This window comes from Microbulbifer litoralis, assembly GCF_023634065.1.
GTDB classification, from domain to species: domain Bacteria; phylum Pseudomonadota; class Gammaproteobacteria; order Pseudomonadales; family Cellvibrionaceae; genus Microbulbifer; species Microbulbifer litoralis.
Genome location: NZ_JALKCV010000010.1, coordinates 40379 through 65986, shown reverse-complemented (window position 1 = coordinate 65986; position 25608 = coordinate 40379). Strand labels below are relative to the sequence as shown.

23 protein-coding genes are annotated in these 25608 nt (G+C 64.5%); 11 read left to right on the top strand and 12 right to left on the bottom strand.

The window, feature by feature from the left end:
* Nucleotides 1–4 precede the first annotated feature (4 nt).
* The 3 genes from MWN76_RS14835 to MWN76_RS14825 form a co-directional block, all read right to left on the bottom strand.
* Entirely contained in the window at nucleotides 5–199 is a 195-nt protein-coding gene (locus MWN76_RS14835; RefSeq protein ID WP_250462415.1) for a DUF3012 domain-containing protein, read from the bottom strand.
* Nucleotides 200–407: 208 nt separating this feature from the next.
* Nucleotides 408–1790, bottom strand: a complete 1383-nt coding sequence (cysS, locus tag MWN76_RS14830) for a cysteine--tRNA ligase (protein WP_250462412.1) — start codon at nucleotides 1788–1790, stop codon at nucleotides 408–410.
* 96 nt (nucleotides 1791–1886) lie between these two features.
* Entirely contained in the window at nucleotides 1887–3560 is a 1674-nt protein-coding gene (locus tag MWN76_RS14825; RefSeq protein WP_250462409.1) for a glutamine--tRNA ligase/YqeY domain fusion protein, read from the bottom strand.
* Nucleotides 3561–3772: 212 nt separating this feature from the next.
* Between MWN76_RS14825 and MWN76_RS14820 the strand changes: the two genes are divergently transcribed.
* From MWN76_RS14820 to adiC, 6 genes are all read left to right on the top strand, one after another.
* Nucleotides 3773–4270 carry a peptidylprolyl isomerase gene (locus MWN76_RS14820; protein WP_250462406.1) on the top strand — a complete coding sequence of 166 codons (498 nt, stop codon included), beginning with the start codon at nucleotides 3773–3775 and terminating at the stop codon, nucleotides 4268–4270.
* A 102-nt stretch (nucleotides 4271–4372) separates the two neighbouring features.
* Complete coding sequence (locus tag MWN76_RS14815) at nucleotides 4373–5098, top strand: UDP-2,3-diacylglucosamine diphosphatase (protein ID WP_250462403.1); 726 nt, start codon at nucleotides 4373–4375, stop codon at nucleotides 5096–5098.
* Between the two features lie 97 nt (nucleotides 5099–5195).
* Complete coding sequence (locus tag MWN76_RS14810) at nucleotides 5196–6344, top strand: saccharopine dehydrogenase family protein (RefSeq protein ID WP_250462400.1); 1149 nt, start codon at nucleotides 5196–5198, stop codon at nucleotides 6342–6344.
* Between the two features lie 68 nt (nucleotides 6345–6412).
* Nucleotides 6413–8095 (top strand): FMN-binding glutamate synthase family protein, encoded by a 1683-nt coding sequence (locus MWN76_RS14805; RefSeq protein ID WP_250462397.1) that lies wholly within the window; start codon nucleotides 6413–6415, stop codon nucleotides 8093–8095.
* Nucleotides 8096–8192: 97 nt separating this feature from the next.
* The gene (locus MWN76_RS14800) at nucleotides 8193–10487 is read left to right on the top strand and encodes an Orn/Lys/Arg family decarboxylase (protein ID WP_250462394.1); all 2295 of its coding nucleotides are present in this window, start codon (nucleotides 8193–8195) and stop codon (nucleotides 10485–10487) included.
* 115 nt (nucleotides 10488–10602) lie between these two features.
* A complete protein-coding gene (gene adiC / locus MWN76_RS14795) occupies nucleotides 10603–12087 on the top strand; it encodes an arginine/agmatine antiporter (protein WP_250462392.1) in 1485 nt (494 codons plus the stop codon).
* Nucleotides 12088–12170: 83 nt separating this feature from the next.
* Here adiC and MWN76_RS14790 read toward each other — a convergent pair whose 3' ends face one another.
* The gene (locus MWN76_RS14790; RefSeq protein WP_250462389.1) at nucleotides 12171–13808 is read right to left on the bottom strand and encodes a SulP family inorganic anion transporter; all 1638 of its coding nucleotides are present in this window, start codon (nucleotides 13806–13808) and stop codon (nucleotides 12171–12173) included.
* Between the two features lies 1 nt (nucleotide 13809).
* Nucleotides 13810–14481 carry a carbonic anhydrase gene (locus tag MWN76_RS14785; RefSeq protein WP_250462386.1) on the bottom strand — a complete coding sequence of 224 codons (672 nt, stop codon included), beginning with the start codon at nucleotides 14479–14481 and terminating at the stop codon, nucleotides 13810–13812.
* Nucleotides 14482–14614: 133 nt separating this feature from the next.
* Here MWN76_RS14785 and MWN76_RS14780 point away from each other — a divergent pair, with 133 nt between their 5' ends.
* On the top strand, nucleotides 14615–15562 hold the full coding sequence (locus tag MWN76_RS14780) for a hydrogen peroxide-inducible genes activator (protein WP_250462383.1): 948 nt from the start codon (nucleotides 14615–14617) through the stop codon (nucleotides 15560–15562).
* Between the two features lie 67 nt (nucleotides 15563–15629).
* Nucleotides 15630–16088 (top strand): DUF2269 domain-containing protein, encoded by a 459-nt coding sequence (locus MWN76_RS14775; RefSeq protein WP_250462381.1) that lies wholly within the window; start codon nucleotides 15630–15632, stop codon nucleotides 16086–16088.
* Between the two features lie 42 nt (nucleotides 16089–16130).
* Here MWN76_RS14775 and MWN76_RS14770 read toward each other — a convergent pair whose 3' ends face one another.
* Together MWN76_RS14770 and MWN76_RS14765 are read right to left on the bottom strand one after the other, a co-directional pair.
* The gene (locus tag MWN76_RS14770) at nucleotides 16131–16823 is read right to left on the bottom strand and encodes a malonic semialdehyde reductase (RefSeq protein ID WP_250462379.1); all 693 of its coding nucleotides are present in this window, start codon (nucleotides 16821–16823) and stop codon (nucleotides 16131–16133) included.
* Nucleotides 16811–17266, bottom strand: coding sequence for a DUF3429 domain-containing protein (locus MWN76_RS14765; RefSeq protein ID WP_250462377.1), 456 nt, complete (start codon nucleotides 17264–17266; stop codon nucleotides 16811–16813). Before MWN76_RS14765 ends, MWN76_RS14770 begins: the two co-directional genes overlap by 13 nt.
* Before the next feature lie 100 nt (nucleotides 17267–17366).
* Between MWN76_RS14765 and MWN76_RS14760 the strand changes: the two genes are divergently transcribed.
* A complete protein-coding gene (locus MWN76_RS14760; RefSeq protein ID WP_250462375.1) occupies nucleotides 17367–17630 on the top strand; it encodes a DUF3081 family protein in 264 nt (87 codons plus the stop codon).
* Between the two features lie 236 nt (nucleotides 17631–17866).
* Here the strand turns inward: MWN76_RS14760 and MWN76_RS14755 are convergent, their stop codons facing one another.
* Together MWN76_RS14755 and MWN76_RS14750 are read right to left on the bottom strand one after the other, a co-directional pair.
* Nucleotides 17867–18484: a MiaE family protein gene (locus MWN76_RS14755; protein ID WP_250462373.1), complete on the bottom strand. Its 618-nt coding sequence runs from the start codon at nucleotides 18482–18484 to the stop codon at nucleotides 17867–17869.
* 40 nt (nucleotides 18485–18524) lie between these two features.
* Entirely contained in the window at nucleotides 18525–19289 is a 765-nt protein-coding gene (locus MWN76_RS14750) for an iron-containing redox enzyme family protein (protein ID WP_250462371.1), read from the bottom strand.
* A gap of 187 nt (nucleotides 19290–19476) precedes the next feature.
* On the opposite strand from MWN76_RS14750, the gene MWN76_RS14745 reads away from it, so the two are divergent.
* The gene (locus tag MWN76_RS14745) at nucleotides 19477–20406 is read left to right on the top strand and encodes a hypothetical protein (RefSeq protein WP_250462369.1); all 930 of its coding nucleotides are present in this window, start codon (nucleotides 19477–19479) and stop codon (nucleotides 20404–20406) included.
* Between the two features lie 14 nt (nucleotides 20407–20420).
* Here the strand turns inward: MWN76_RS14745 and MWN76_RS14740 are convergent, their stop codons facing one another.
* From MWN76_RS14740 to MWN76_RS14730, 3 genes are all read right to left on the bottom strand, one after another.
* On the bottom strand, nucleotides 20421–20855 hold the full coding sequence (locus MWN76_RS14740; RefSeq protein ID WP_250462367.1) for a hypothetical protein: 435 nt from the start codon (nucleotides 20853–20855) through the stop codon (nucleotides 20421–20423).
* A 7-nt stretch (nucleotides 20856–20862) separates the two neighbouring features.
* Nucleotides 20863–21789 (bottom strand): lipid kinase, encoded by a 927-nt coding sequence (locus tag MWN76_RS14735; RefSeq protein ID WP_345780076.1) that lies wholly within the window; start codon nucleotides 21787–21789, stop codon nucleotides 20863–20865.
* Nucleotides 21790–21976: 187 nt separating this feature from the next.
* Complete coding sequence (locus MWN76_RS14730) at nucleotides 21977–22432, bottom strand: DUF1289 domain-containing protein (protein WP_250462361.1); 456 nt, start codon at nucleotides 22430–22432, stop codon at nucleotides 21977–21979.
* A 559-nt stretch (nucleotides 22433–22991) separates the two neighbouring features.
* On the opposite strand from MWN76_RS14730, the gene acnB reads away from it, so the two are divergent.
* Nucleotides 22992–25607: a bifunctional aconitate hydratase 2/2-methylisocitrate dehydratase gene (acnB, locus tag MWN76_RS14725; RefSeq protein ID WP_250462359.1), complete on the top strand. Its 2616-nt coding sequence runs from the start codon at nucleotides 22992–22994 to the stop codon at nucleotides 25605–25607.
* Nucleotide 25608: the final 1 nt, after the last annotated feature.

The following is a 25608-nucleotide window of genomic DNA, read 5'->3' as shown; positions in this document are numbered from 1 at the left end:
CCGCTTACTGCTCGTTCTCGTCCGGTTTCTGGTTCAGTACGCAGTACTTGGTGTAGTCACCGGCATCGCTCAGGGTCCAGTCTCCTTTCGGGGTTTCGTCCATTTTCTTGCACCACTTCTCGGAACCGCGCTTGGGTTCGCAGGCGGTGAGGGTTGCCAGGGCGATGATGGAGGTGACCATGACAAATAGTTTTTTCATTCTGCTTTCCGTATTTTCTGCAAGATGGACAAAGGAACGCAGCGACCTGCCCATCTTCCCGGACTCTGATGGGCACGCTGCGCTTTGCCCATCCTACAAAACTCCCAACATAGTCATACCGGCGGAGGCCGGTATCCAGATCGAAGCCCCGGGGAGCCTCTGGATTCCGGCCTCCGCCGGAATGACGACATCGTCAGATAACGAGTTATTATTCCCGGCGCCACTTGGTGCCTTCGCGGCTGTCTTCAAGCACTACACCTTTGGCTTTCAGCTCATCGCGGATCCCGTCGGCGCGGGCAAAGTTCCTGTCTTTCTTGCTCTGGGCGCGTTCGGCAATCAGTTGCTTGATTTCCCCGGCGGAGATCGCCTCTTCGGTGTCACCACCGCGCGCCGCCTGGAACCAGGCCTCGGGGTCCCCCTGCAGTATACCCAGCATCTCGCCCGCGGCGAGCAGTGTGGCCTTGAGATGCGGCCTGTCCGCGGCATCGGCCTTGTTCAGGTCCTTGGCGATCTGGTGCAGTTCGCTGATGGCAACGGGGGTATTCAGGTCGTCTTCCAGCGCGGCGATAAACGCGGAACCACCCAGGTCGGGCTCCGCCGCGGCCACGGATTCGGTTTCCCGCAGCGCGCCGTAGAGGGTGTCCAGTGTGCGCCACGCCTGGTCCAGCAAATCGGCGCTGAAATTCAGCTCCGAGCGATAGTGGGCGGACAGCAGCGCAAAGCGCAGCACCTCTCCCGGGTAATGGCCGAGCAGGTCGTTGACCATGCGGAAGTTACCCAGGGATTTGGACATCTTCTCGCCGTCAATGTTGACGTAGCCGTTGTGCATCCAGTAGCGCACGAAGTCTGTGCCATTGGCGCAGCAGCTCTGGGCGCGCTCGTTCTCGTGGTGCGGGAAGGTCAGGTCGCGGCCGCCGCCGTGGATATCGATGGTCTCGCCCAGGTGTTTCTGGATCATTGCCGAGCACTCCAGGTGCCAGCCCGGGCGGCCGCGGCCCCAGGGGCTGTCCCAGCCCGGCTCGTCATCGCGGGAGGGTTTCCATAGCACGAAGTCGCCGGCGTACTTTTTATAGGGCGCGACTTCGACCCGCGCACCGGCGAGCATGTCGTCCAGGGAGCGCTTGGACAGTTTGCCGTAGTCGGCCATGCTCTCCACCGCAAACAGCACATGGCCCTCGGCCGCGTAGGCATGGCCCTTCTCGACCAGCCGTTCGATCATGGCGATCATTTCCGGCAGGTGCTGGGTGGCGTAGGGGACGATATCCGGTTCCAGGTTGTGGAGCGCGGCCATATCCTCGAAATAGGCTTGCGAAAAGCGCGCCGAGAGTACGCCGATCTCCTCACCCCCATCCCGCGCCGCCTTCATGATCTTGTCATCGATATCGGTGATATTGCGCGCGTAGATCACGTCGCTGTAATTGCGTTTCAGCAGCCGGTACAGGGTGTCGAACACCACCACCGGGCGCGCGTTGCCGATATGCACGCGGTTGTAGACGGTGGGACCACAGACGTACATGCGCACGCGGTCTTCCACTAGCGGCTTGAAGGGTTCTTTCTTTCCGGAAAAGGTGTTGTAGAGCTGTAGAGCCATCTTCTCGCAATCTTTCGGTTCGGTGCGCGCGGCGCACCCTACGTCGAATTTCGCTGCAGCCTGGTAGGGTGCGCCGTGCGCACCGCATGGATCTGGCTACTTGTTCTGTTCCTTGGCCCATGAATCCCGCAGGCCAATGGTACGGTTGAAAACCGGCTTGTCCGCACTGCCGTATTTGCTGTCGCGACAGAAATACCCCTGGCGCTCGAACTGGTAGCCCTGCTCCGGCTCGGCGCTGGCGAGGCCGATTTCCGCCTTGCAGCCGGTCAGTATCTGCAGGTTGTCCGGGTTGACGTGGTCGAGGAAGTTCTTGCCACCGGCATCCGGCGCCGGGTCGTCGAACAGGCGATCGTAGAGACGCACTTCGCAGTCGACGTTTTCGTCGGCGCTGACCCAGTGGATCACGCCCTTGGGTTTGACGCCGTCCGCCGGGTTTTCCCCCAGGGTATCGAGATCGACGGAACAGATCACTTCCACGATCTCGCCATCGGCGTTCTTGACCACGTCCTCGGCCTGGATCACATAGGCGTTGCGCAGGCGCACTTTCTTGCCCAGTACCAGGCGCTTGTATTTCTTGTTGGCTTCCTCGCGAAAATCTTCCCGCTCGATATACACGGTGCCGGTGAACGGCAGTTCGCGGGCCGGCAGGTCCTCGCGCACCGGATGGCCGGGTGCGCTCAGGAGCTCGCGTCGGCCCTCCGGGTAATTTCTGAGGGTGACCTTGAGCGGCTCCAGCACACACATGGCCCGCGGTGCATTCTTGTCCAGGTCATCGCGGATACAGTAGTCCAGCATCCCCACGTCGACGACGGAATCGGAGCGGGTCACGCCGATCATCTCGCAGAACCTGCGGATCGACGCCGGGGTCAATCCGCGGCGGCGCTGGCCGGACAGGGTCGGCATGCGCGGATCGTCCCAACCGTCCACATGGCCCTCATCCACCAGTTGCTTCAGCTTGCGCTTGGAAACCACGGTGTAGTTCAGGTTCAGGCGCGCGAATTCATACTGGTGCGGCTGCGCCGGCACCGGCAGGTTGTCGATAAACCACTCGTACAGCGGGCGGTGGTCTTCGAATTCCAGTGTACAGATGGAGTGGCTGACCCCCTCGAGCGCATCGGACTGGCCGTGGGCAAAGTCGTAGCTCGGATAGACACACCATTTGTCGCCGGTCTGGTGGTGCGCCATTTTCTTGATACGGTAGATCACCGGGTCGCGCAGGTTGATGTTCGGCGCCGCCATATCGATCTTGGCGCGCAGGCTGCACTGGCCCTCGTCGAACACGCCGTCCTTCATCTTTCCGAACAATTCGAGATTCTCCTCGACACTGCGATCGCGGAAGGGGCTGTTCCTGCCCGGCTCCTTCAGGGTGCCGCGATAGTGGCGCGCCTCATCCGGCGACAGGTCGCAGACATAGGCCTTGCCTTCGCGGATCAGGTGCAGCGCCCAGTCGTGCAGCTGTTCGAAGTAGTCCGACGTGTACTTGACGTTGCCGGCCCACTCGAAACCCAGCCAGGTGACATCGCGCTTGATGGAGTCGACATACTCCTCTTCTTCCTTCGCCGGGTTGGTGTCGTCGAAGCGCAGGTTACAGGCACCGCCAAACTCCTCCGCCAGGCCGAAGTTCAGGCAGATGGACTTGGCGTGGCCAATATGCAGGTAGCCGTTCGGCTCCGGCGGGAAGCGGGTCACCACCTGGGACACGCGGCCCTCGGCCAGGTCTTCGCGAATGATGTTCTGTAAAAAGTGAGCGGGCTTGCTCTCGGATGTCATAGGATTCTCTATTACAGCTCGGCGAATGTAAGCGGCGGATTATAGCTTAGTTAAGGCGGAGAGTACCCGATTGACAAAATCCGTTTTGGACTGGAGTAACCATCACAGACCGATCACTTTTTGAACAGAAAGCGCCCCTGCCCGCTTTCTCGTTTTACAGCCCGCGGCTAAACGGTATTATGCCGCCCCACAGTCACCGATTAGGACGTTTTATGATCACCCTGCATACCACCCACGGCGATATCGCCATCGAACTGGACTTCGACAAGGCACCGAAGACCGCGGCCAACTTCCTGCAGTACTGCCGCGACGATTTCTACACCGGCACCATCTTCCACCGGGTGATCGACAACTTTATGGTCCAGGGCGGCGGCATGACCCCGGACATGGAACAGAAGCCCACCCGCGATCCGATCGAGAACGAAGCCGACAACGGCCTCAAGAACGAAACCGGCACGCTGGCCATGGCCCGCACCATGGACCCCCACTCCGCCAGCTCCCAGTTCTTCATCAACGTCAAGGACAACGATTTCCTGAACTTCCGCGGCAAGGATCCGCAGGGTTGGGGCTACTGTGTGTTCGGCAAGGTGGTCGACGGCATGGACGTGGTCAACAAGATCAAGAACGTCAAGACCGGCAGCAAGGGCTTCCACCAGGACGTGCCGCTGGAGACCATCGAGGTTACCGGCATCACTGTCGCCGAAGACTGATCCCCAATACCTTACACCACACTAGTCTGCAGGCGATCGCCGGAAGAATCGCCTGCAGGGCAGGCTCCTACACATGCCGCCATCTGATACAGAGGAACGGGTTTGACCAGCTACCTGATCTCCGACCTGCACCTGGACGAGAACCGCCCCGAAATCACGCGGGCCTTCTTCGACTTCCTGCGCGGACCGGCCGCCGGTGCCGAGGCGCTGTATATCCTCGGTGACTTTTTCGAGGTCTGGATCGGCGACGACGACGATGCACCGCTGGCCAGGGAGGTGGCCGACGAGCTGCGCCGCTACAGTGGCAGCGGTGTCGAGCTCTACCTGATGCACGGCAACCGGGACTTCCTGCTGGGCCAGGATTTCGCCCACCGCGCCGGCGCCGTGTTGCTGCCGGACCCGAGCCTGGTGACACTCGCGGGGCAGAAAGTCCTGTTGATGCACGGCGACAGCCTCTGCACCCTCGACGAAGAGTACATGGTCTTCCGCCAGCAGGCCCGCGATCCCGATTGGCAGGAAGCCCTGCTGGCCAAACCCCTCGACGAGCGCCGCCAGATCGCCGCGCAGATCCGCGCCGTGTCCAAGTCCATGAACAGCCGCAAGGCCGAGGACATCATGGACGTGACCCCGGCGGAGGTGGAAAAGGCGATGCGCGCGCACGGCGTACACACCCTGATCCACGGCCACACCCACAGGCCGGACCGCCACCAGTTCAGTCTCGATGGCACAGCGGCCGAGCGCATCGTGCTGGGCGACTGGGGAACATTCGGCTGGTGTCTCAAGGCCGACCGGAATTCCCTTGAACTGCAGCACTGGCCCATAGCATGATTCTGTCCATGTAGGGTGCGCCGCGCACCGTTGATGCTTAACGGTGCGCGCGGCGCACTCTGCCGGAATCGGGCCGGTAATCGGGGTTAAAGCCAGGATGGTAAAGAACTACAGAAAACGCGTACTGATTCTCGGTGGCTACGGCACCTTCGGCTCGCGCATCGCGCAGATGCTCAGCGGCGAGCCGGATGTCCAGCTGATCATCGCCGGGCGCGACAAATTCAAGGCCGAGCTCTGCGCCTCCCGACTGCCCGACCTCGCCGAAGGGCTGCGGCTGGAACGCGATGCGGTCAACCTGGCCGCACAGTTGAAGACGCTGCACCTGGACCTGCTGGTTCACTGCGCCGGCCCCTTCCAGAAACAGGACTACCGGGTAGCCAATGCCTGTATAGAATCCCGCACGCCCTATATCGATATCGCCGACGCCCGCCGTTTCGTGTGCGACTTCAACCGCCTGTCGGCGGAGGCCGGCGCCGCCGGTATCCCGATGGTCTCCGGCGCCAGCAGCCTGCCGGCGATAAGCTCGGCGGTGCTCAAGGCTGTCGGTACGCAGCTGGCACAACTGCGCAGCGTGGATATCGAAATCGCCCCGGCACACCGCATCGAACGCGGCCTGGCCACAGTGCGCGCCGGGTTCGAGGCGCTGGGCGAACCCTTCCCGCAACTGCGCAATGGCCAGTGGCGCGAGACCTTTGCCGGCGACGACCTGCGGCGCGCCCAGCTTGCCCACCCTGTGGGTGAACGCTGGCTGTGCAACTTCGATGTGCCGGACCTGGAACTGTTCCCGCGCGCCGTGCCCGGGCTGCAGACGGCCCGTTTTGGTACTGGCGTGCAGCCGCGACCGCTGCAGCTCGGCCTGGCCCTCTGCGCACACCTGGCGCGCCTGCAGCTACCGGCCACGCGCCCCTGGCTCGCGCACCTGGGTCATCGGCTCGCGGCCCGCTGGCCGGGCCGCTGCGATCACGGTGGTATGCGCATCCGCCTCGAGGGTACGGACACGCGCGGCGATTTCGCCGGTTACCAGTGGCAGATCCTGGGCCTGAACGGCGACGGCCCCTGGATTCCCGCCGCGCCCGCCGCGGCCATGGCGCGCAGGATCCTGCGCGGCGACTACTCGACTGCCGGCGCCAGCGCCTGCTGGCAGCTGCTGAGCCTGGACGAAATCCTCGCCGAACTGGCGCCCTATTCAATCGTCACCGCCCTGGAGCCCCTCGCCCACGCGCAGCGCCTTATTCCCGCCTGCTGATCCACCACCGCGGCCACTCCGCGCCAACTACTATCGTTTGCGTAGTTAGCCAATGACGGATCGCCTGCATGATCATTTATGAGGCGTGGCGCGCCTATGCCAGCAGAAATGGGCTCAAGCGCGCCATCATCCCTGCCACCGCCCTGCTCGCGGCACCGCTGTTCCTGGTGCTGGCCCTCTTGGCCAGCCACTGGTGGCTACTCGCACTACTGGCGAGCCTGGCGGTGGTGGGCCTGGGCCTGTACGACATGACCCAGCGCCACTGGACCATCACCCGCAACTATCCGGTTGCCGCGCGCATCCGCTGGCTGTTCCTGAACCTGCGGCCCTATCTCCGCGCCTACGTCGTCGAGGGCGATGAGGAGGGCAAGCCCTTCAGCTACGAGGCCCGCCGGCTGGTCTACGCGCGCGCCGATGGCACCTCCGACATGCACCCGTTCGGCACCGAGTACGATGTGCAATCGGACGAGTACGCCTGGCTCACCCACTCCATGGCGCCGGCGCCGGAACCCCGCACCGACGATCGCGTGAGTGTGAACGCCGGGCGCTGCTCGCAACCCTATGAAGCGGCACTGTTGAATATATCGGCGCTGAGTTTCGGCGCCCTGTCCGCAGCCGCCATCGAGGCCCTCAACAAGGGCGCATCGATCGGCGGCTTCTACCAGGATACCGGCGAGGGCGGCGTCAGCCCCTACCACCTGAAACACGGCGGCGACCTGGTGTGGGAGTTGGGCACCGGCTATTTTGGTGCCCGCGCCGACGACGGCCACTTCGATCCGGATCTGTTCCGCGAGCAGGCCGGCGGCGACCGGGTGCGCATGACCGAGATCAAGCTGAGCCAGGGTGCCAAACCCGGCCACGGCGGCGTGCTGCCGGGCAAAAAGGTGACTCGGGAAATCGCCAGCACGCGCAAAGTACAGGCCGGCGTCGACTGTGTATCACCGCGCGCCCACTCGACGTTTTCCTCCCCGGTCGAAATGCTGGAGTTCGCCGAGCGGCTGCGCTCGCTGTCCGGTGGCAAGCCGGTGGGCATCAAACTGTGCGTGGGGCATATACACGAGACGATGGCGCTGATGAAGGCGATGCACGAGACCGGTTCGCTGCTCGATTTCATCGTCGTCGACGGCGGTGAGGGCGGTACCGGCGCGGCGCCGCTGGAGCTCTCCAACCATGTGGGCATGCCCCTGCGCGAGGGCCTGGTGGTAATGCGCAATGCGCTGGTGGGCAGCGGCCTGCGCGACAGGATCCGACTGGCCGCCAGCGGCAAGATCTATTCCGCGGCGGGACTGGCGGAGTGCCTGGCGATCGGCGCCGACTGGTGCAATGCCGCGCGCCCGTTCATGTTCTCCATCGGCTGTATACAGGCGCAGCGCTGCCACACCGATACCTGCCCCACCGGCGTCACCACCCAGGACCCGCACCGGCAACGGGGCCTGATCGTCGATGTGCAGGCCGGGCGCGCCGCCGCCTTCCAGGCCAGGACCCTGGCGGCGCTGGGGGATATCGTCGCCGCCGCCGGGCTGGAGCACCCGCGCGACCTGCAACCGCACCATCTGTTTCATCGCATCGGCGCCACCGAGTCCAAGCCCATCGACCGGATCTGGCACTTCCTGAGCGACCGGGAGCTGCTCGAGGCGCCGGACGAAACCCCCTACGCCCACTGGTGGCGAGCCGCCCGCGCGGACAGCTTCGAGCCCGCCATCAAATTGGAGCAGGAACGCAATACGGCGCCCCGACGCAGCGCGGACTGAAGGTCGGGCAGCAGCGCCCTGCGGACAGCGATATAACTGCTATTAATTATATTTATCCAGCGCGAATTCCCTCCAAGCAGTTCCGGAGCCTCCGTTCATGGCATTCCCCGAAGAGCGTGCCCCCCTCAGCATGCTGGCCCTGCTGGTCAGCGAAGATATCAACGCCGATACCCCCGCCGGCCGCGCCGCGCGCCGCCTGCAGGCGGAGTTGGAACGGCGGCAGGTCAATGTGATCTCCACCGGGACCGCCGACGACGCCAGCGTCATGCTGTCCGCCAATCCGGCCATCCAGTGCCTGCTGCTGAGCTGGGAAGTGCCCGGCGACGGCACCGAGCACGGCGCCCTGCAGGTGCTGGGCAAACTGCGCGCGCGCAATGAGAAGCTGCCGGTCTTCCTGCTCGCCGACCGCGAGAGTGTGTCCACCATGCCCAGGCGCGTACTGGAACTGGCCAACGACTTTATCTGGATGCTGGAGGACACGCCGGTATTTATCGGCGGCCGTATCCTGAGTGCCATCGAGCGCTACCGCAATGCGCTGCTGCCGCCGATGTTCGGCGCCCTGGCGCACTTCTCGCGGGTGCACGAGTACTCCTGGCACACGCCGGGCCACACCGGCGGCACCGCCTTCCTGAAATCCCCGGTGGGGCGCGCCTTCTACGAGTTCTACGGCGAGAACATGCTGCGTTCGGACCTGTCCATCTCCGTCGGCGAGCTGGGCTCGCTGCTGGACCACTCCGGCCCCATCGCCGAGGGCGAGCGCTACGCCGCCAAGGTGTTCGGCGCCGACCGCACTTACTATGTAACCAACGGCTCCTCCACCTCCAACCGCGTGATCCTGATGGCCTCGGTCACCCGCGGCCAGGTGGCCCTGTGCGACCGCAACTGCCACAAGTCGGTCGAACACGCCATGACCCTGTCCGGCGCCCTGCCCACCTACCTGGTACCGGTGCGCAACCACTACGGCATCATCGGCCCGATACCGCCAGAGCGGCTGGAAAAGGCCGCGGTGCAGCAGGCCATCGCCGACAACCCGCTGGCCGCCAACGCGGAGGACAGCCGCCCGGTACACGCGGTGATTACCAATTCCACCTACGACGGCCTCTGCTACAACGTGCGCCGGGTGGAGGAACTGCTGGGCGAGACGGTGGACCGGTTACATTTCGACGAGGCCTGGTACGCCTATGCGCGCTTCAATTCCCTCTACCGCGATCGCTTCGCCATGTACGAGCGCGGCGCCGACGAGGCGGGCGAGGGCCCGACCAAATTCGCCACCCACTCCACCCACAAACTGCTCGCGGCGCTGTCGCAGGCGTCCATGATCCATATCCGCGAGGGGCGCAAACCCATCGAGCACGGCCGCTTCAACGAGGCCTTCATGATGCACGCCTCGACCTCGCCGCTGTACTCGATCATGGCCTCCAACGATGTCAGCGCGGCGATGATGGACGGCCCCGGCGGACCGGCGCTCACCGGCGAATCGATCGCCGAGGCGGTGGCCTTTCGCCAGGTGCTGGCGCGCCTGAACTGGGAGTATGACGCCAAGGGCGAGTGGTTTTTCAACGGCTGGCAGCCGGACAGGGTGCAGGACCCGGCCGGCGGCCGCAGTTATGCCTTCCACGAGGCGCCGCCGGAACTGCTGGCGAGCGAGCCGGACTGCTGGCTGCTGCAGCCCGGCGACAGCTGGCACGGCTTCGGCGACCTGGAGCGGGACTACTGCATGCTCGACCCGATCAAGGTGTCCATCACCACCCCGGGCATGCAGCGCAGCGGCGAGCTGGCGGAATGGGGCATCCCCGCCAGTATCGTCAGCAGCTACCTGGACAACCTGGGCATCATCGTGGAGAAAACCACCGACTTCACCATCCTGTTCCTGTTTTCGATCGGCATCACCAAGGGCAAGTGGGGCACGCTGGTAAACGCCCTGCTCGCGTTCAAGCGCGACTGTGACAACAACCGGCCGCTGGACGAGTGCCTGCCCGGTCTCACCGGTGAGCACGCGCAATACCGCGAAATGGGCCTGCGCGACCTGGCACAGGAGATGTTCGCGAGCATGAAACACCTGCGCACCACGGCGCAGATGTCGGCTGCTTTCTCGACCCTGCCGCAGGCGGACCGCTCGCCGCTGCAGGCCTACGAACGCCTGGTGCGCAACGAGGTGGAAATGCTGCCGCTGGATCAACTGGCGGGCCGCAGCGCCGGCACCGGTGTGGTGCCCTACCCGCCCGGGATTCCGCTGCTGATGCCGGGAGAGAATTTCGGCCCCGCGGACGGGCCGTTGCTGGGCTACCTGAAGGCGCTGGAGGCCTACGACCGACAGTTCCCAGGCTTCGGCCACGACAACCACGGCGTCGAGGTGCGCGACGGGCGCTACTGCATCTACGCACTGAAATAACTGGACCCCGGCCCCGTAGGAGCCTGCCCCGCAGGCGAATCACACGGCACCCGGAAAACTTTCGCCTGCGGGACAAGCTCCTGCAGCACGGGAGAACAATCCAGACGGAGTAACCATGGCAACGGAAACGGCAGAAGAGAACAAGATCGGCCTGGTACCCGCCACGCTGATGGTGGCGGGCAATATGATGGGCTCGGGGGTTTTCATGTTGCCCGCCAACCTGGCCGTGGTGGGCAGCATCTCGCTGATCGGCTGGCTGGTGACCGTGGCCGGCGCCGTGGCGCTGGCGCTGGTGTTCGCCCGGCTGGCGTCGCTCTACCCGGCTGCCGGCGGCCCCTACGCCTATGCGCGCAAGGCGTTCGGTGACTATATGGGCTACCAGACCAACCTGGTCTACTGGCTCGCCAACGTGGTGGGCAACGTGGCCCTGGCCACCGCCGGGCTGGGTTACCTGACCCACTTCTTCCCGCCATTGAAAGAACCGCTGACCTTTGCACTGGCGCAGATCGCGGTGATCTGGCTGCTGACCTACGCCAATATCCTCGGCCCCAGGACCGTCGGCCGCATCCAGTCCTGGACCACCGGCCTGGTGCTGATCCCGATACTCGGTACCGCGGTGCTGGGCTGGTTCTGGTTCGACGGGCAGACGTTTGTGGACGGCTGGAATGTATCCGGCAAGGGCAGTGTCAGCGCGGTGATGGCGACGCTGACCTTCACCCTGTGGGCCTTTATCGGCGTGGAGACGGCGTCGGTATCCACCGGGGTGGTCAAGGACCCCACCAGAAACGTGCCCATCGCCACCGTCGGCGGCGTGCTGCTGGCATCGGTGGCCTATGTGCTCAGTTCATCGGCCATCATGGGCATGATCCCCAACAAGGAGCTGATCACCTCTTCCGCCCCGTTTGCCGACGCGGCGCGCATCGCGCTGGGCAGTACTGCGGCCAACATCGTCGCCATCTGTGCGGCGGTGGGCTGCATCGGCTCCCTGGGTGGCTGGACGCTGCTGGTGGGCCAGTCCGCCAAGGCGGCCGCGGATGACGGCCTCTTTCCCACCCTGTTCGCCAAGACCAATGCCAAGGGCGTGCCGTCGGCGGGCCTGGCGCTGGTGGCGGCGCTGATGTCGCTGCAGGTACTGGCCACCATGTCGCCGTCCGCCAGCGAACAGTTCGGCAAGATCGCCTCTATTGCCGTGATCATGACACTGCTGCCGTATATCTATTCCGCCGTGGCGCTGAAGGTGCTCGGCTACGGCAAGATGCCGCCGAAGCAGTACAGCCTGTTTACGCTGGTGTTGCTGCTGGCGGCGGTCTACTGCCTGGTGGCTCTGGTGGGCTCCGACGGTGCGCAGACACGCTGGTCGCTGATCTTCGTGATCTCCACCATTGTCTTCTACGCGCTGGCCCTGAACCGCAAGCGGGATGTGCAGGAGGGACACCGCCTGCCCGGTGGCCCGGCCCCGGGCTGGGTGCGCTATGTCACCCTGGGTGTCACCATCGGAGCACTGGTGATCTTCTTCTGGATGTCGGTGGGCCAGATGAAGGACCTCAACCTGCGCCACCGCGAACCACAACCGATCGAGCGGCCGACGATACGGGAATAGCGGCACAAAAAAGGGCGGCCGCGGCAGTCTGGAAACCACCGCGGCCGCCCCGTCTCTCAATGACAGCTCCGGCTGCCGGAAACTCAGGCGCCGGCCGGCGCCAGGTCCCCGAGGCCACCGTCGCCCCGGTCGCGCAGCGCCTTCTCCGCGACACGCAGCGCCTCGCTGCGATCGCGGAACTGGCCGTCGCCGGGCAGGCCACCGTTCATTTTCGCCAGTACCGAACGCACCTCCTCGTTCATGCCCGCCAGGTACAGGGCGCGACCGCTGTCGCGCGCATCCGCGGCGATGGTTTCCACCGCCAGCGCCGCCGACAGGTCCAGGTAGGGCACCGAGGAGAAGTCCAGGATCAGGATCCGCGAACCCGCCTCGCTGTGCTCGCGCACATGGTGGCCGAGGTCCGCCGCCGCACCGAAGCTCAGCGGGCCGCTGAACTCGAACAGGGCGATGGCGTCGTGGTGGCGCTGCAGGATTTCCTTGTCCTCTTCCGAGTCCAGGTGTTCCGGCAGATTGCGCAGGCGATCGATCTGCAGCTTGGCCACCTGCTTCACGAATGCGAGTGCCGCCAGTACCACACCCACACCCACGGCGGTGATCAGGTCGACGAAGATCGTCAGCACCAGCACCAGCGCCATCAGTAGCAGGTCCCAGCGCGGGCCCTGGTGGGCGCGCTTCAGGTAGCTCCAGTCGATGATATCCAGGCCGACTTTCACCAGGATACCCGCCAGCACCGCCATCGGGATATTGGAGGCCAGCGGCCCCAGCCCCAGCGCCACTGCCAGCAATACCAGCGCGTGCACCATACCGGAGATGCGCGTGCGGCCGCCGGTGCGGATATTGACCACGGTACGCATGGTGGCACCGGCACCGGCGATACCGCCGATCAGGCCGGCGGCGGTGTTGCCGATACCCTGGCCGATCAGCTCGCGGTTACTCTGGTGCCGCTCGCGGGTCATGTTATCCGCCACCAGCGAAGTCAGCAGGCTGTCCAGCGAGCCCAGGATCGCCAGGATCACCGCGGCCTCCACCACCAGGAATATCTGCTCGCCGCCGAATACCGGCATCTGCAGTTCCGGCAGGCCGGTGGGAATATCCCCCAGCACCGGTACATCCAGGGCGAAAAACGCCACAACGGTCCCGGCGATCAGCGCCGCCAGCGGCGCCGGCAGGTAGCGGCCGAAGCGCGCCGGCCAGGTGTAGACCATCGCCAGGGTGCCGATACCGAGCAGCAGGTTGATGAAGTGCACGTCCGACAGCGCCGCCGGCAGATTGCCGAGCGCACCGAGCGTACCGCTGGGGGAATCGTGCCCCAGCAGCGGGTTCATCTGCAGGATGATGATGATGACGCCGATACCGGTCATGAAGCCGGAGATCACCGGGTAGGGAACCAGGCGGATATAGTGCCCCAGACCGAACAGGCCGAAGGCCACCTGGATAACACCGGCAAGCATCACCGCGGTAAAGATCAGTGCGGCATCGCCGGACAGGCTGGCAAACAGCCCCGCCAGCACCACCACCATGGGGCCGGTGGGCCCGGAGATCTGCGGGCCGGTGCCGCCGAACAGCGCGGCGAAGAACCCCACCGCAATGGCACCGTACATGCCCGCCATGGGCCCCAGGCCCGAGGCCACCCCCAGCGCCAGCGCCAGCGGCAGCGCCACCACGCCGGCGGTGATACCGCCGGTGATGTCGCCGCGCAGGTTGGTCAGGTCAAACTTCATGTCAACCGGCCTCCCCGCCCGCGCCGGCAGCGCGCACCTCGAAGGCGGCCCGGTAGTCGTCGTCCATCGGCTTGAAGTCGCCGCTGGCTTCGTCGTAATACAGCACTTCACCGCTGCCGATATTGTACAGCCAGCCGTGCAGCGCAACGCTGCCATTGGCGAGGCCGGTGGCCACGGCGGGATGGGTGCGCAGGTGCTGCAGCTGCTGCACCACGTTCTCGCAGGTCACCTCATCCAGGTGGTCCTTGCACAGTTCGCCATCGTGCCGGGAGCGCACCACCTCGGTGGCGGAGCGGCAGTGGCCCAGCCACTCCTTCACATGGGGCAGGCTGTCGAGGTTTTCCGGTGCGATGGCGCCCTTCATCGCGCCGCAGTCGGTGTGGCCGCAAACCACGATATGGGAAACGCCCAGCGCCGCCACCGCAAACTCGATGGACGCGGTCATGCCGCCGGTATGGCTGCTGTGGGGCGGCACCACATTGCCCGCGTTGCGGCAGATAAACAGCTCGCCCGGCTCGGTCTGGGTAACCAGGTTCGGGTCGATGCGGGAATCCGCACAGGTGATGAACAACACCTCCGGATTCTGGCCGTTGGCCAGCTTGGAAAACCGCTCTTTCTTGGCCGGGTAGACCTCTTTCTGGAACTTGGCTACGCCGGAAATCACGTGCTCCATGGAAACTCCTCTGTGAATTGACCCTTGTGTATATGGTGGAAATCATTATTTTTTGATAGTTCAATAATAATAAATACCATTTGCTGATAACATAGTATTATCAGAAAAATTGAAAACAGCGTCGGAGGACCCGGTGGTCAACTCCCAATCGCCGCCCACAATCAAGCAACTGGAGTACTTCGCGGCCATCGCCGGCCGCGGCAGTTACCGCCGCGCGGCGGAGGATCTGGGCGTCAGCCAGCCGGCCCTGACCACGCAGATTGCAGCGCTGGAAAACACCCTCGGCGTCTCCCTGTTCGAGCGCTCCCGCGCCGGCACCCTGCTGACCCCGGAGGGGCGCGAACTGTTGGACCCGGCCCGCCAGATCCTGCTGGCGATGCGGGAATTCCAGGCCAGTGCCGACGTCATCTCCCAGGGACACGGCGCCACCTACAAGCTGGGTGTGCCGCCCACCGTGGGGCCCTACCTGCTGCCGAACGTGCTGCCGGAACTGCACGCCCGCTACAGCGACCTCAAACTCTACGTGCGCGAGGCACCGCCGCGGCTGCTACAGCGGGAACTGTCCGAGGGCGCGTACGACCTGGCCATCCTGCCGCTGCCGCTGGCCGCCGACGAACTGCTGGCACTGGAACCGCTGTTCACCGAACCGCTGAAGTTCGTCGTGCCTAGCGACCACCGGCTGGCCGGCAAGGCGGAAGTGACACCGTCGCAGTTGCGCGGGGAGAAAGTACTGACGCTGGAGGAACAGCACCACTTCCACCACCAGGTGCAGGAGATATGCCAACAGCTGGGGGCGCAGCTGCAGCGGGACTACGAGGGCACCAGCCTGGACACGCTGCGCCAGATGGTGGTCATGGGCCTCGGCGTCGCCTTCCTGCCGGGACTCTATGTCCACTCGGAGATGCACGACCCCGAGGCTCTGCACGTCAGCGAGCTCAAGGCCAAGCCCATTTTCCGCCAGCACGGCCTGGTGTGGCGCGCCAGCAGCCCGGGCCGGCGCCTGTTCCGCGACCTGGCGATATATATGCGCGAAATCATCGGGCGGAGACTGGGGGAAGTGGTCACCGTCTCCAGGGACTGAGTGGCGCTCGCCGCGACGGGCGCGCAATTCCGGACACGCAACTCCATACATCCACAGGGGCCAGGCCATGTCTACCTACCTGCTACTGAAGACACTGCACGTCATCAGCGCCGTCGTGGTGCTGGGCACCGGCACCGGTATCGCCTGGTACACCCTGCGCGGCTGGCTGAGCGGCGACCGGCGGGTATTGCGCTGGATCAGCGCGGAAACCGTGGCCGCAGACTGGATTTTTACCACTACCGCCATCGTCGCACTGCTCGGCAGCGCCGGGGGCATGCTGGCGATCAACCCCGCCTGGTTGCAGCAGGCGTGGCTGCAGCTGGCCATTGGCCTGACCCTGGCGGTGTTCCTGCTCTGGCTGCCGGTGGTCCTGCTGCAGTACCGGCTGCGCCGCCACACCCATGATGGCGGCGACAACCCCGCCGCCATCCGGCGCGTCATGAGACTCTGGTGCCTGCTGGGCGCCCTCGCCTTTCCGCTGATGCTGGCGATTGTGTTCCTGATGGTCGCCAAGCCGGCACTCTGACCGCCGGCTCAAACCACAGGGGCACCACGCGATTCTCCACTCTCAGAGGATTCTACACACCTCGTCAAAGTCGAATCGCGGGCTGCGGGGATGCAGCATTTCCGGGTCGCCATAACCCAGGTTGCAGAGAAAATTCGATTTGATATGGCTCTCCGGGCAGTGCTCCTGCTGGAAAGCCGGATCCGAGCAGCCCTCGCTGAAAAACGCCCGATCCACCGCCACATTGTCAAAGCCGGACATGGGACCGCAGTCCAGCCCCAGCGAACGGGCCGCGACGATGAAATAGGCGCCCTGCAGGGAGCCGTTGCGAAAGGCAGTGCTGGCCGCCAGCTCGGCGTTGTCGACAAACCAGTCCCGCGCCGGCGCGTGCGGAAACAGTTTGGGCAGGTACTCGTAGAACTTCATGTCGTGGGCGATGATCGCGGTCACCGGCGCGGCCATGGTCTTCTCCACATTGCCCTCGTTCAGCAGCGGTTTCAGGCGCTCCTTGGCCTCCTTGCCCTTGATGAACACAATGCGCGCCGGGCAGCAGTTGGCGCTGGTGGGTCCCACCTTCATCAGGTCGTAAAGCCGCTTCAGGGTGTCGTCGTCGACCGGCCTGTCCAGCCAGTGGCTGTGGGTCCGGGCGTCGGTAAACAGCTGCTTCAGGGTGCTTTCGGGTACCGTATCGGCCATGGTCATCTCCTCCTCGTCCGGCTCTACACTGTCGACAGGCCCGCCGCTCAATGGATCCACAGGCTGCCGATCATGATCAGGTGGCAGCCGATCACCAGGCAGGTGACACGGCCGCGGGTTTTGAAGTAACTGCCGAGATCCGGCGCGTTCGGGTTCAGGCGCGCCTCGCTCCAGGCCACCAGGCCGTAGCCGATCGCCAACAGCGGCAGCCCCCAGGCGGTGCGGTACAACATCACCCCCACCCAGGCGCCGATGCAGAACAGGTTGCTCAGCAGCGTCAGCGTCGATGCGTGCGGGTAGCCCGGCCGGTTCAGCATCGCGCCCCACCAGATACCGCACAGGAAACTGAGGATCGTCGCACTGTAGGTGGCAAACCACAGCAGGCCGTCGACGCCAAACAGGGTCACGCCGGTGACCTGCATGGCGATGCCCAGCAGGAACGGCAACACCCCGGCATAGGCGAGCGCATTGAGGGACCGGGTTCCGCGATCGGGTTGAGTCATGTCGATCTGGCTGACAAGCTGGCATTCGGCAGGAAATTTACAGGTAAGCTTAGACGCATGTCACAACAGGCGTGAAAGCAGTACAGAGGGCACCGGAGCAATGAACGGGAACGAACACAAAATCGACGTCAAACAGGCCCTGCGCGTGTTTGACAAAGTGACGAGCAAAGGCGAGAAAAGAGAGGATGGCTGGCACTACCGGGGCCTGACCGCGACCACCGATTTCGACGGTTACACGGTGCTCCTGAGCTCGCCCAAAGTGACGCTGACGATCTTCTTCCACAACAAGTTCACGGTGGACTACGCCAAGGCACACGACCTGCAGGAGTTCGTCGAATTGCTCGACAAGCTCGACCGCAGTTGAGCCGGGAGGAAACCGCCCGGGGAGAACAGAAGATTCGTCCCGATGGGCCAATGTCGCTCCGCTATCAGTCGCCCCGAAAGTATCTTGATCAAGTCCGACTTCGGAACCGTCATCCCGGACTCGATCCGGGATCCAGCGGGGGTGCCGCGGTGGCCTGGATTCCGGATCGAGCCCGGAATGACCATCGTAAGCTGTTGTTGACTCAAGTTTCGGGGTTCAGATCGGGGCGCCGGGTTTCAGGTTTGCGGCACGCCGCTGTGAAAGCGGAAGTCGGCATCGACCCCCACAACCAGCCCCTTTTCCACCTCCAGCAACGCCTGCACCCGCGCGCGGATATCCTCGCCGGCGGCCTTCTCCGCCAGCGCCAGATAGTCGCGGAAATGCCGCGCCTCGGACTTCAGCAGGGACAGGTAGAATTTCTGTAGTTCGTCATCCAGGTGCGGGGCGATACGGGCGAAGCGCTCGCAGGAGCGGGCCTCGATGATGGCGCCGCAGATCAGGGTATCCACCAGGCGGGCGGGCTCCGCACCGCGCACCTGCTGGCGCAGGCCGGCGGCGTAGCGCGAGGCACTGACATGCGGGTAGTCGATACCGCGCTTTTCCATGATCGCCAGCACCTGCTCGAAATGGCGCAGTTCCTCCCGCGCCAGGCGCGACATCTTGTTCAGCAGCTCGAAATCGTCCAGGTAGCGGAACATCAGGTTCAACGCCGTGCCGGCAGCTTTCTTTTCGCAGTTGGCGTGGTCCACCAGCAACATCTCCGGCTCGGCCAGCGCCGCCTGCACCCAGGCATCCGGGGTCGGGCAGAGCAGGAATGCATGGATGGCGGAGAGGTCGGGAACGGCTGGACTCATGGCGGGAAATCGAAGATCGCGGCTTGTTGAAAGCGCGGGATTATAGCGGTGTCTGGGAGGGATTGGCAGGGCGCTGGTGTCGTGCGATCTGGGTCAGGCCGCAGTGCTCGGCCACTTCGTCCCGGTAATCCAGCCAACCGTGCAGCACCTGCCCCATCCAGTGCAGTACGGTCGGCCGCGCGCGCTCGTCGACATAATCCAGCATCAGGTGCCAGGCAGCCTTGCGGTGACCGCCCTCGACAGCCGCGTGGACCCGGTGCAGCGCCAGGCACTCCACCGGCAGGCCGTAATGTTTGACCAGCGGGTGCTCCGCCGGGCGCGGTTCGGGCCGGCGCGGGCAGCCGGGATCCAGCTCGCCGCGCTCGTACTCGGTGCCCTCCAGGAACAGCGTGGTCACCGCTGTCGCCACCTCCCAGCCGTGCTGGCCGGTCGTTTCATCCAGCAGCGCGCGAAAACGCGCCGCCTCCGGCAGCAGCTGCACCTGCCGGAACCGGTCCAGGTTCATCCCCAGCCCGCGCGGGTATTCCAGGAAAAGCTGCGGGTGCGGCGCACTGCCGCTCAGGCGCCCGGTCTCCTCCTCGTAAAGATTCGCCGCCAGTTCCCGGCGCACCGGGGGAATCGGGCACTGGATATAAGCGCGCCCCAGCAGGACCGGAAAGTCCCGCACATAGACGGCGTATTCCTGCTCCAGGTGAATATGCAGCAGTTCCCGCGGCACCATACCCGCGGTAAACGCCGGCCAGGCCCAGTGCACTTTGCGCTCCATGACCCGCAGCAGTCCGTCTTTGAATTCAGAGCGGTTCATGGAAGCCAATGGTAGGGCCGGACGGGAGCCAATCCTTGCGGCAGTTCGCCTGCGGGGCGGACTCCCCCCTGTCCTGATCGACCTGTCGACGGAACGAAGGGAGGGATCCGGAGAGCGTTTGATTATTTGATAACGACTTATTAAGTGGATTAATATTTCCCGACAGAATACATCGGGGAAAGCGACGATGACCGAACAAGGAAAGCTGGCGGCGGCCATTCCGCCGCTGCTGGAGCGCCTTCACGACAGTGCCGGTGCCCTGCGCCAGTCGCTGGAGACGCTGCAGGAATCGCCCGGACCCTGGCAGGCGTACCTGTTGCAGCCCCGCTTCGCCGTCGACGCCGCCGAGCGCCTGGGCGGCAGTTTCGAACGCCCCTATGCGCTGGCCGGCGCCCTGGTCGCACGACTGGATTACGCGGAATCCCCACTGGATACGGGCGGCGACGCGCGCGCCACGCTGCAGCTTCCCGGCCTGCTGAGTGCGCCGGCCGGCACCATCGACCTGGCACGACAGCTGAATGAAGACAAGGCGGCCTTCGCCGACGCCGTGGCGGCGTTCAAAAAGGGGCTGTCGGAACGCCCTGCCCCGGAGCGCGACCGGCGCCTGCGGGACATCCTCGCCGGGGCCGGCCACCCGCGGGCGCACCTGCGCCAGTGCTACCGGCAGGTGCTGTTGTGTGCGGACACGCCGGACGCCATTGCGCTGTCCTGGATCAAGGCGCGCAAGTCGATTCGCAAGGTGACGGTGGCCTGGTGTGAGAAAAAGCTGGTGCAACTGGATCCGCAGGGGGAAGACGCCGGCATCCAGTACCAGCGACAGCTGCTGGCCGGCCTGCACAGAAACCAGCACGACGATCTGCGCCAGGTGCAGGTGCAGAGCCGCCCCAACCTGCAGGTGGCGGAGATTTTCCGCGAAAGCGATGGGGAGCATTATCGCCAGGTGGGTTACGCGGCCATGCCGGTGCTGGTGCGCGGCGACAACCGCGGCCAACTGCCGGAATTCACCCGCGTGGATCACGAGCCGGGCCTGCACCGCCGGCGCCAGCGGCGCGACCTGGCCCTTGCCAGCGAACCGCTGCTACCGGCGCTGCGCGTATTCCTTCGCGAACCGCGCTGAGTGACCGCGCGGATCTACCCGCGCCGAAGCGCGGCAATGGTCTCCTTTACCGCCTCGCGACAGTCCGCCATCAGCGGGCCGTACTCGTCTTCGAGCACGGCCAGCTCTCCCCCGTCGAGCTGCGCGGCCAGTTCCCGGTCCGCCTCGAGGCGCTGCTCTGTCACCTCCTGAACCTGGTCGGCGGAAAACAGGCTGCGCAAGCGGCTCAGCAGCTGCTCGCCGGTTTCCCGGTCCGGGTCCGGCTCCGAGGGGAGATCCCCGGTCGCGCGGATGGCCTCCGCCACACGGGCGGCCAGCCGCTCGCGCCCGGCGGCGATATCGATAAATTGCCCGCCGACCGATGCATCGTCGAGGAACTCCGCGGTGTGACGGTAGCAGTCCGCACTGTGCTGGAGGGCGATATGCAGTTGGCCGAGCGCGGTCTGGGTTTCGTTGCGGATCAGTGACATGGTGTTGTTATGGTCCTCTCCGGGAGAGTAATTCCGTGTCGCGGGGAACCACCACCTGCAGCGCGCCGGGGATCACCGAGAAACTGGCCGGCGTCCGGGTCACCGGCTCGCCGTCGGCGTGGATCGACATGGCCTTCGGTTTGGTCGCGATCTCGATGCGCTGGCCCGACACATTGAATACGCGCCGCGCCAGGTCGTGTTTCCCGCTTCGCAGCAGCGGCGCCAGGGTCAGCAGCTCCCAGGCGGTCTGCGGGCGTACACAGTACAGATCGAGTCTAGCATCGTCGATGCGCGCCGACTCGTGCACCAGGTTGCCGCCGCCGTAGTAGCGGCCATTCCCCACCGCCAGCTGGATGGAGCGCAGCGTGCGCCGCTTGCCGTCCACCACCAGCCGTACCCGGAACTCGCGCCGCCGCGCCAGTGCGGCAAAAAAGGCCTTCAGGTAACCGAACACACCCCAGCGCTTTTTCACCTCCGGCGCCAACTCCTCAGTCACCTGGACGCCCAGGCCCATATTGGCGACGTTAAAGAAATAGCAATCGTTGACCACACCCAGGTCGACGGGTGCGCGGTGATCGTCGGCGATCACGGCAAAGGCCCGCCGCAGGTCGTCGCCGATGCCGAGCGAGCGCGCCAGGTCGTTGGCGGTGCCCAGCGGCAGTATCGCCAGTGCCAGCCCGCATTCGTACAGGGTACGGGCGGTGGAACTGATAGTGCCGTCGCCGCCGCCGACAATCACCAGGTCCAGTTGCCCGGCGCGCCCGCGGATGGCCGCATTCGATTCCTCCGGGCTGTGGGAATACAGCACTTCCAGTTCCAGGCCGGCAGCGCGCAGCGAATCGACACCGGCGTCGATATCGGCCCCGGCGCCATTGCGGCTTTTCGGGTTGAGCAACAGGAGCGCGCGGGTTGGCGTCGCCGATGGCTGGCTGATGGCCGATCCTCCGTTTCAGCGCGGGAAACGCTTATGGTATCGGGATACGGGGAGCAGGAGAACACGCGCAGTCACAAATCCAGCCGTGCCCCGGAAACCAAACCGTAGCCCGGATGAAGCGCAGCGGAATCCGGGAAGACCAGCGGCACGGAAATGACATGCCCTCACTGGAGGTAGAAGCGGATAATCAGGCCGGCCGCAACCCCGGCGCCACAAAGCGCTGGTAGTAGGCCACCGACAGCGCGTAGAAGTCCTCGTCGATCCGGCGGCGCAGCTCCACCAGCGGTACCCCGCGGGCCACCGCCGTTGGCCGCAGGCCGTAGTGGGCGGGGTTTTCTATCTGGCTGGCGCCGGCGCGCAACAGCTCGAACACCCAGCAGTAGGGACTCTGGTCCTCGTCGAAGCGGATCTGCTGGTGGCGCAACTGGGCCAGCAACAGGTTGCGATCCACGATCTCCAACTGGCTGCGCACCGCGTTCACCAGGTAGCCCTCGCGACGCTCGGCGATCACGCGCCGCTGCTCCTCGGTGTAGGCGTTCCAGTCGATCACTTCGTGGGCAAAGCGCTTGCAGCCGCGGCAGACATCATCGCCGATACCGGTGGAGCAAACGCCAATGCAGGGGGTGCGCACTTTCTTATACATCGAATAACCAAATCTGCCGAAGCTAAGCTGTCAACGCTCTGAGATATGGAGCCGCCAGCTGAAACACTCGAGTCCCGGAGCTCGGGGCGTAGCCCGGATGAAGGCGCGCAGCGCCGGAATCCGGGAGTTCGGTGCCGGGCCACACCCCATCCCGGATTCCACTGCGCTCCATCCGGGCTACGCCGATCGATTCGCAATCCCGAACTCCGAAACTTGAGTGAAATAGAGCCTTCAGCGGCCTGAAAATAGAGCCCTCAGCGGCCTGAGTTAGAGCCGTCAGCGGCCTGAAATAAAGCAGCGCGTAGACTATGTTGTTTGGGTTCCGGAGGAAAGCCCCCGGCGCCCCACCACTATTCACCAAGCAAATAATGGTAATTCGCCTAAGTTATTGATTTTTCAATAAACTTAACAGCATCAGGGCTTTCCTGTAGAATTCGCCACCCGCCTCCAGCGGCACGAATGCCAAAAATCCCGGCAGAGAATATTCCCCTGGTGAATATCAGAGATCGGGAATTCGCCAGCTGTTGGTGCCACCCCACATACGAAGAGGGACTTATCCGTGCTTGAAGCCTATCGCAAACACGTCTCCGAACGCGCCGAACAGGGTATTCCGCCCAAGCCGCTAGATGCCGAACAAGTGGCTGGCCTGGTAGAACTGCTGAAGAATCCCCCCGCCGGCGAAGAACAGGAACTGGTAGAACTGCTGACCCACCGCGTGCCGCCGGGTGTGGACGAAGCCGCTTACGTGAAAGCCGGCTTCCTGTCCGCCATCGTCAAGGGCGAGGCGGAGTCCCCGCTGATCGACCGCAAACACGCCACCAAACTGCTGGGCATGATGCTCGGCGGCTACAACATCGCCACCCTGGTCGAGCTGCTGGACGACAGCGAGTTGGCCGACCTGGCCGCCGAGCAGCTGAAGGGTACCCTGCTGATGTTCGACGCCTTCCACGATGTGGAAGAGAAAGCCAAAGCCGGCAACGACAAAGCCAGGGAAGTGATCCAGTCCTGGGCCGACGGCGAGTGGTTCACCAAGCGCGACAAGGTGCCGGAAAGCATCAAGGTCAGCATCTTCAAGGTAACCGGCGAAACCAACACCGATGACCTGTCCCCTGCCCCGGACGCCTGGTCCCGCCCGGATATCCCGCTGCACGCGCGCGCCATGTACAAAATGAAGCGCGACGGCCTGGAACCGGAAGAAGCCGGCGTAACCGGCCCGCTGAAGCAGATCGAGGAAGTGAAAGCCAAGGGCCACCCGGTGGCTTTCGTCGGCGATGTCGTCGGCACCGGCTCCTCGCGCAAATCCGCCACCAACTCCGTCCTCTGGTACTTCGGTGAAGACCTGCCGGGCGTGCCCAACAAGAAAGGCGGCGGCATCTGCATCGGCGGCAAAGTGGCACCGATCTTCTTCAACACCATGGAAGACGCCGGCGCACTGGTGTTTGAAGCACCGGTAGACGACCTGAACATGGGCGACGTAATCGAGATCCGCCCCTACGACGGCAAGATCCTGTCCGAAGACGGCAAGGTCCTGAGCGAATTCGAACTGCGCTCCCAGGTCCTGCTGGACGAAGTGCAGGCCGGTGGCCGCATCAACCTGATCGTCGGTCGCGGCCTGACCACCAAGGCCCGCGAATCCCTCGGCCTCGACGCGTCCGACCTGTTCCGCCTGCCGGAGCAACCGAACGACACCGGCAAGGGCTTCACCCTGGCCCAGAAGATGGTCGGCAAGGCCTGCGGTATGGACGGCGTGCGCCCGGGCACCTACTGCGAGCCGAAGATGACCACCGTCGGCTCCCAGGACACCACCGGCCCCATGACCCGCGACGAGCTGAAAGACCTCGCCTGCCTCGGCTTCCAGGCCGACCTGGTGATGCAGTCCTTCTGCCACACAGCCGCCTACCCGAAGCCGGTGGACATCGACACCCAGCACAAACTGCCGGACTTCATCATGAACCGCGGCGGCGTTTCCCTGCGCCCGGCGGACGGCATCATTCACAGCTGGCTGAACCGCATGCTGCTGCCCGACACCGTGGGCACCGGCGGCGACTCCCACACCCGCTTCCCGATGGGCATCTCCTTCCCGGCCGGCTCCGGCCTGGTGGCGTTTGCCGCGGCCACCGGCGTTATGCCGCTGGATATGCCGGAATCCGTACTGGTGCGCTTCAAGGGTGAAATGCAACCCGGCATCACCCTGCGCGACCTGGTCCACGCGATCCCCTACTACGGCATCAAGCAGGGCCTGCTGACCGTGGAGAAGAAGAACAAGAAGAACGCTTTCTCCGGCCGCATCCTCGAGATCGAGGGCCTGGACAACCTGACCGTGGAGCAGGCGTTCGAACTGTCCGACGCCTCCGCCGAGCGCTCCGCCGCCGGCTGTACCATCAAGCTGTCTGAAGAGACCATCGCCGAGTACCTGCGCTCCAACATCACCCTGCTGCGCTGGATGATCGCCGAGGACTACGGTTCCTCCCGCACCCTGGAACGCCGCGCGCGCGCCATGGAAGAGTGGCTGGAAAACCCGGAACTGATGGAAGCGGACAAAGACGCCGAATACGCCGAGGTGATCGAGATCGACCTGGCCGAGATCAAGGAACCGATCGTCTGCGCCCCGAACGACCCGGACGACGCGCGCCTGCTGTCCGAAGTGGCCGGCGACAAGGTCGACGAAGTCTTCCTCGGCTCCTGCATGACCAACATCGGTCACTTCCGCGCCGCCGGCAAACTGCTCGACCAGCACAAGGGCAGCATCCCCACCCGCATGTGGATCGCACCGCCCACCAAGATGGACGAGCACCAGCTGATGGAAGAAGGCTACTACAACATCTACGGTGCATCCGGTGCCCGCACCGAAATGCCCGGCTGCTCCCTGTGCATGGGTAACCAGGCGCGCGTAGCGGCGAACAGCACCGTGCTGTCCACCTCTACCCGCAACTTCCCCAACCGCCTGGGCGACGGTGCCAATGTGTACCTGACCTCTGCGGAGCTGGCCTCCGTTGGCGCCATCCTCGGCAAACTGCCCACCCCGGCCGAGTATCTGGAGTATGCGAAAAACATCAACTCCATGGCCGCGGAGATCTACCGCTACATGAACTTCGACCAGATCGAGGAATTCCAGAAATCTGCCGAAGAAGGCAAGCGCATTGCAGCGACCGAGATTCAGGAAGTGGCTGTATAAG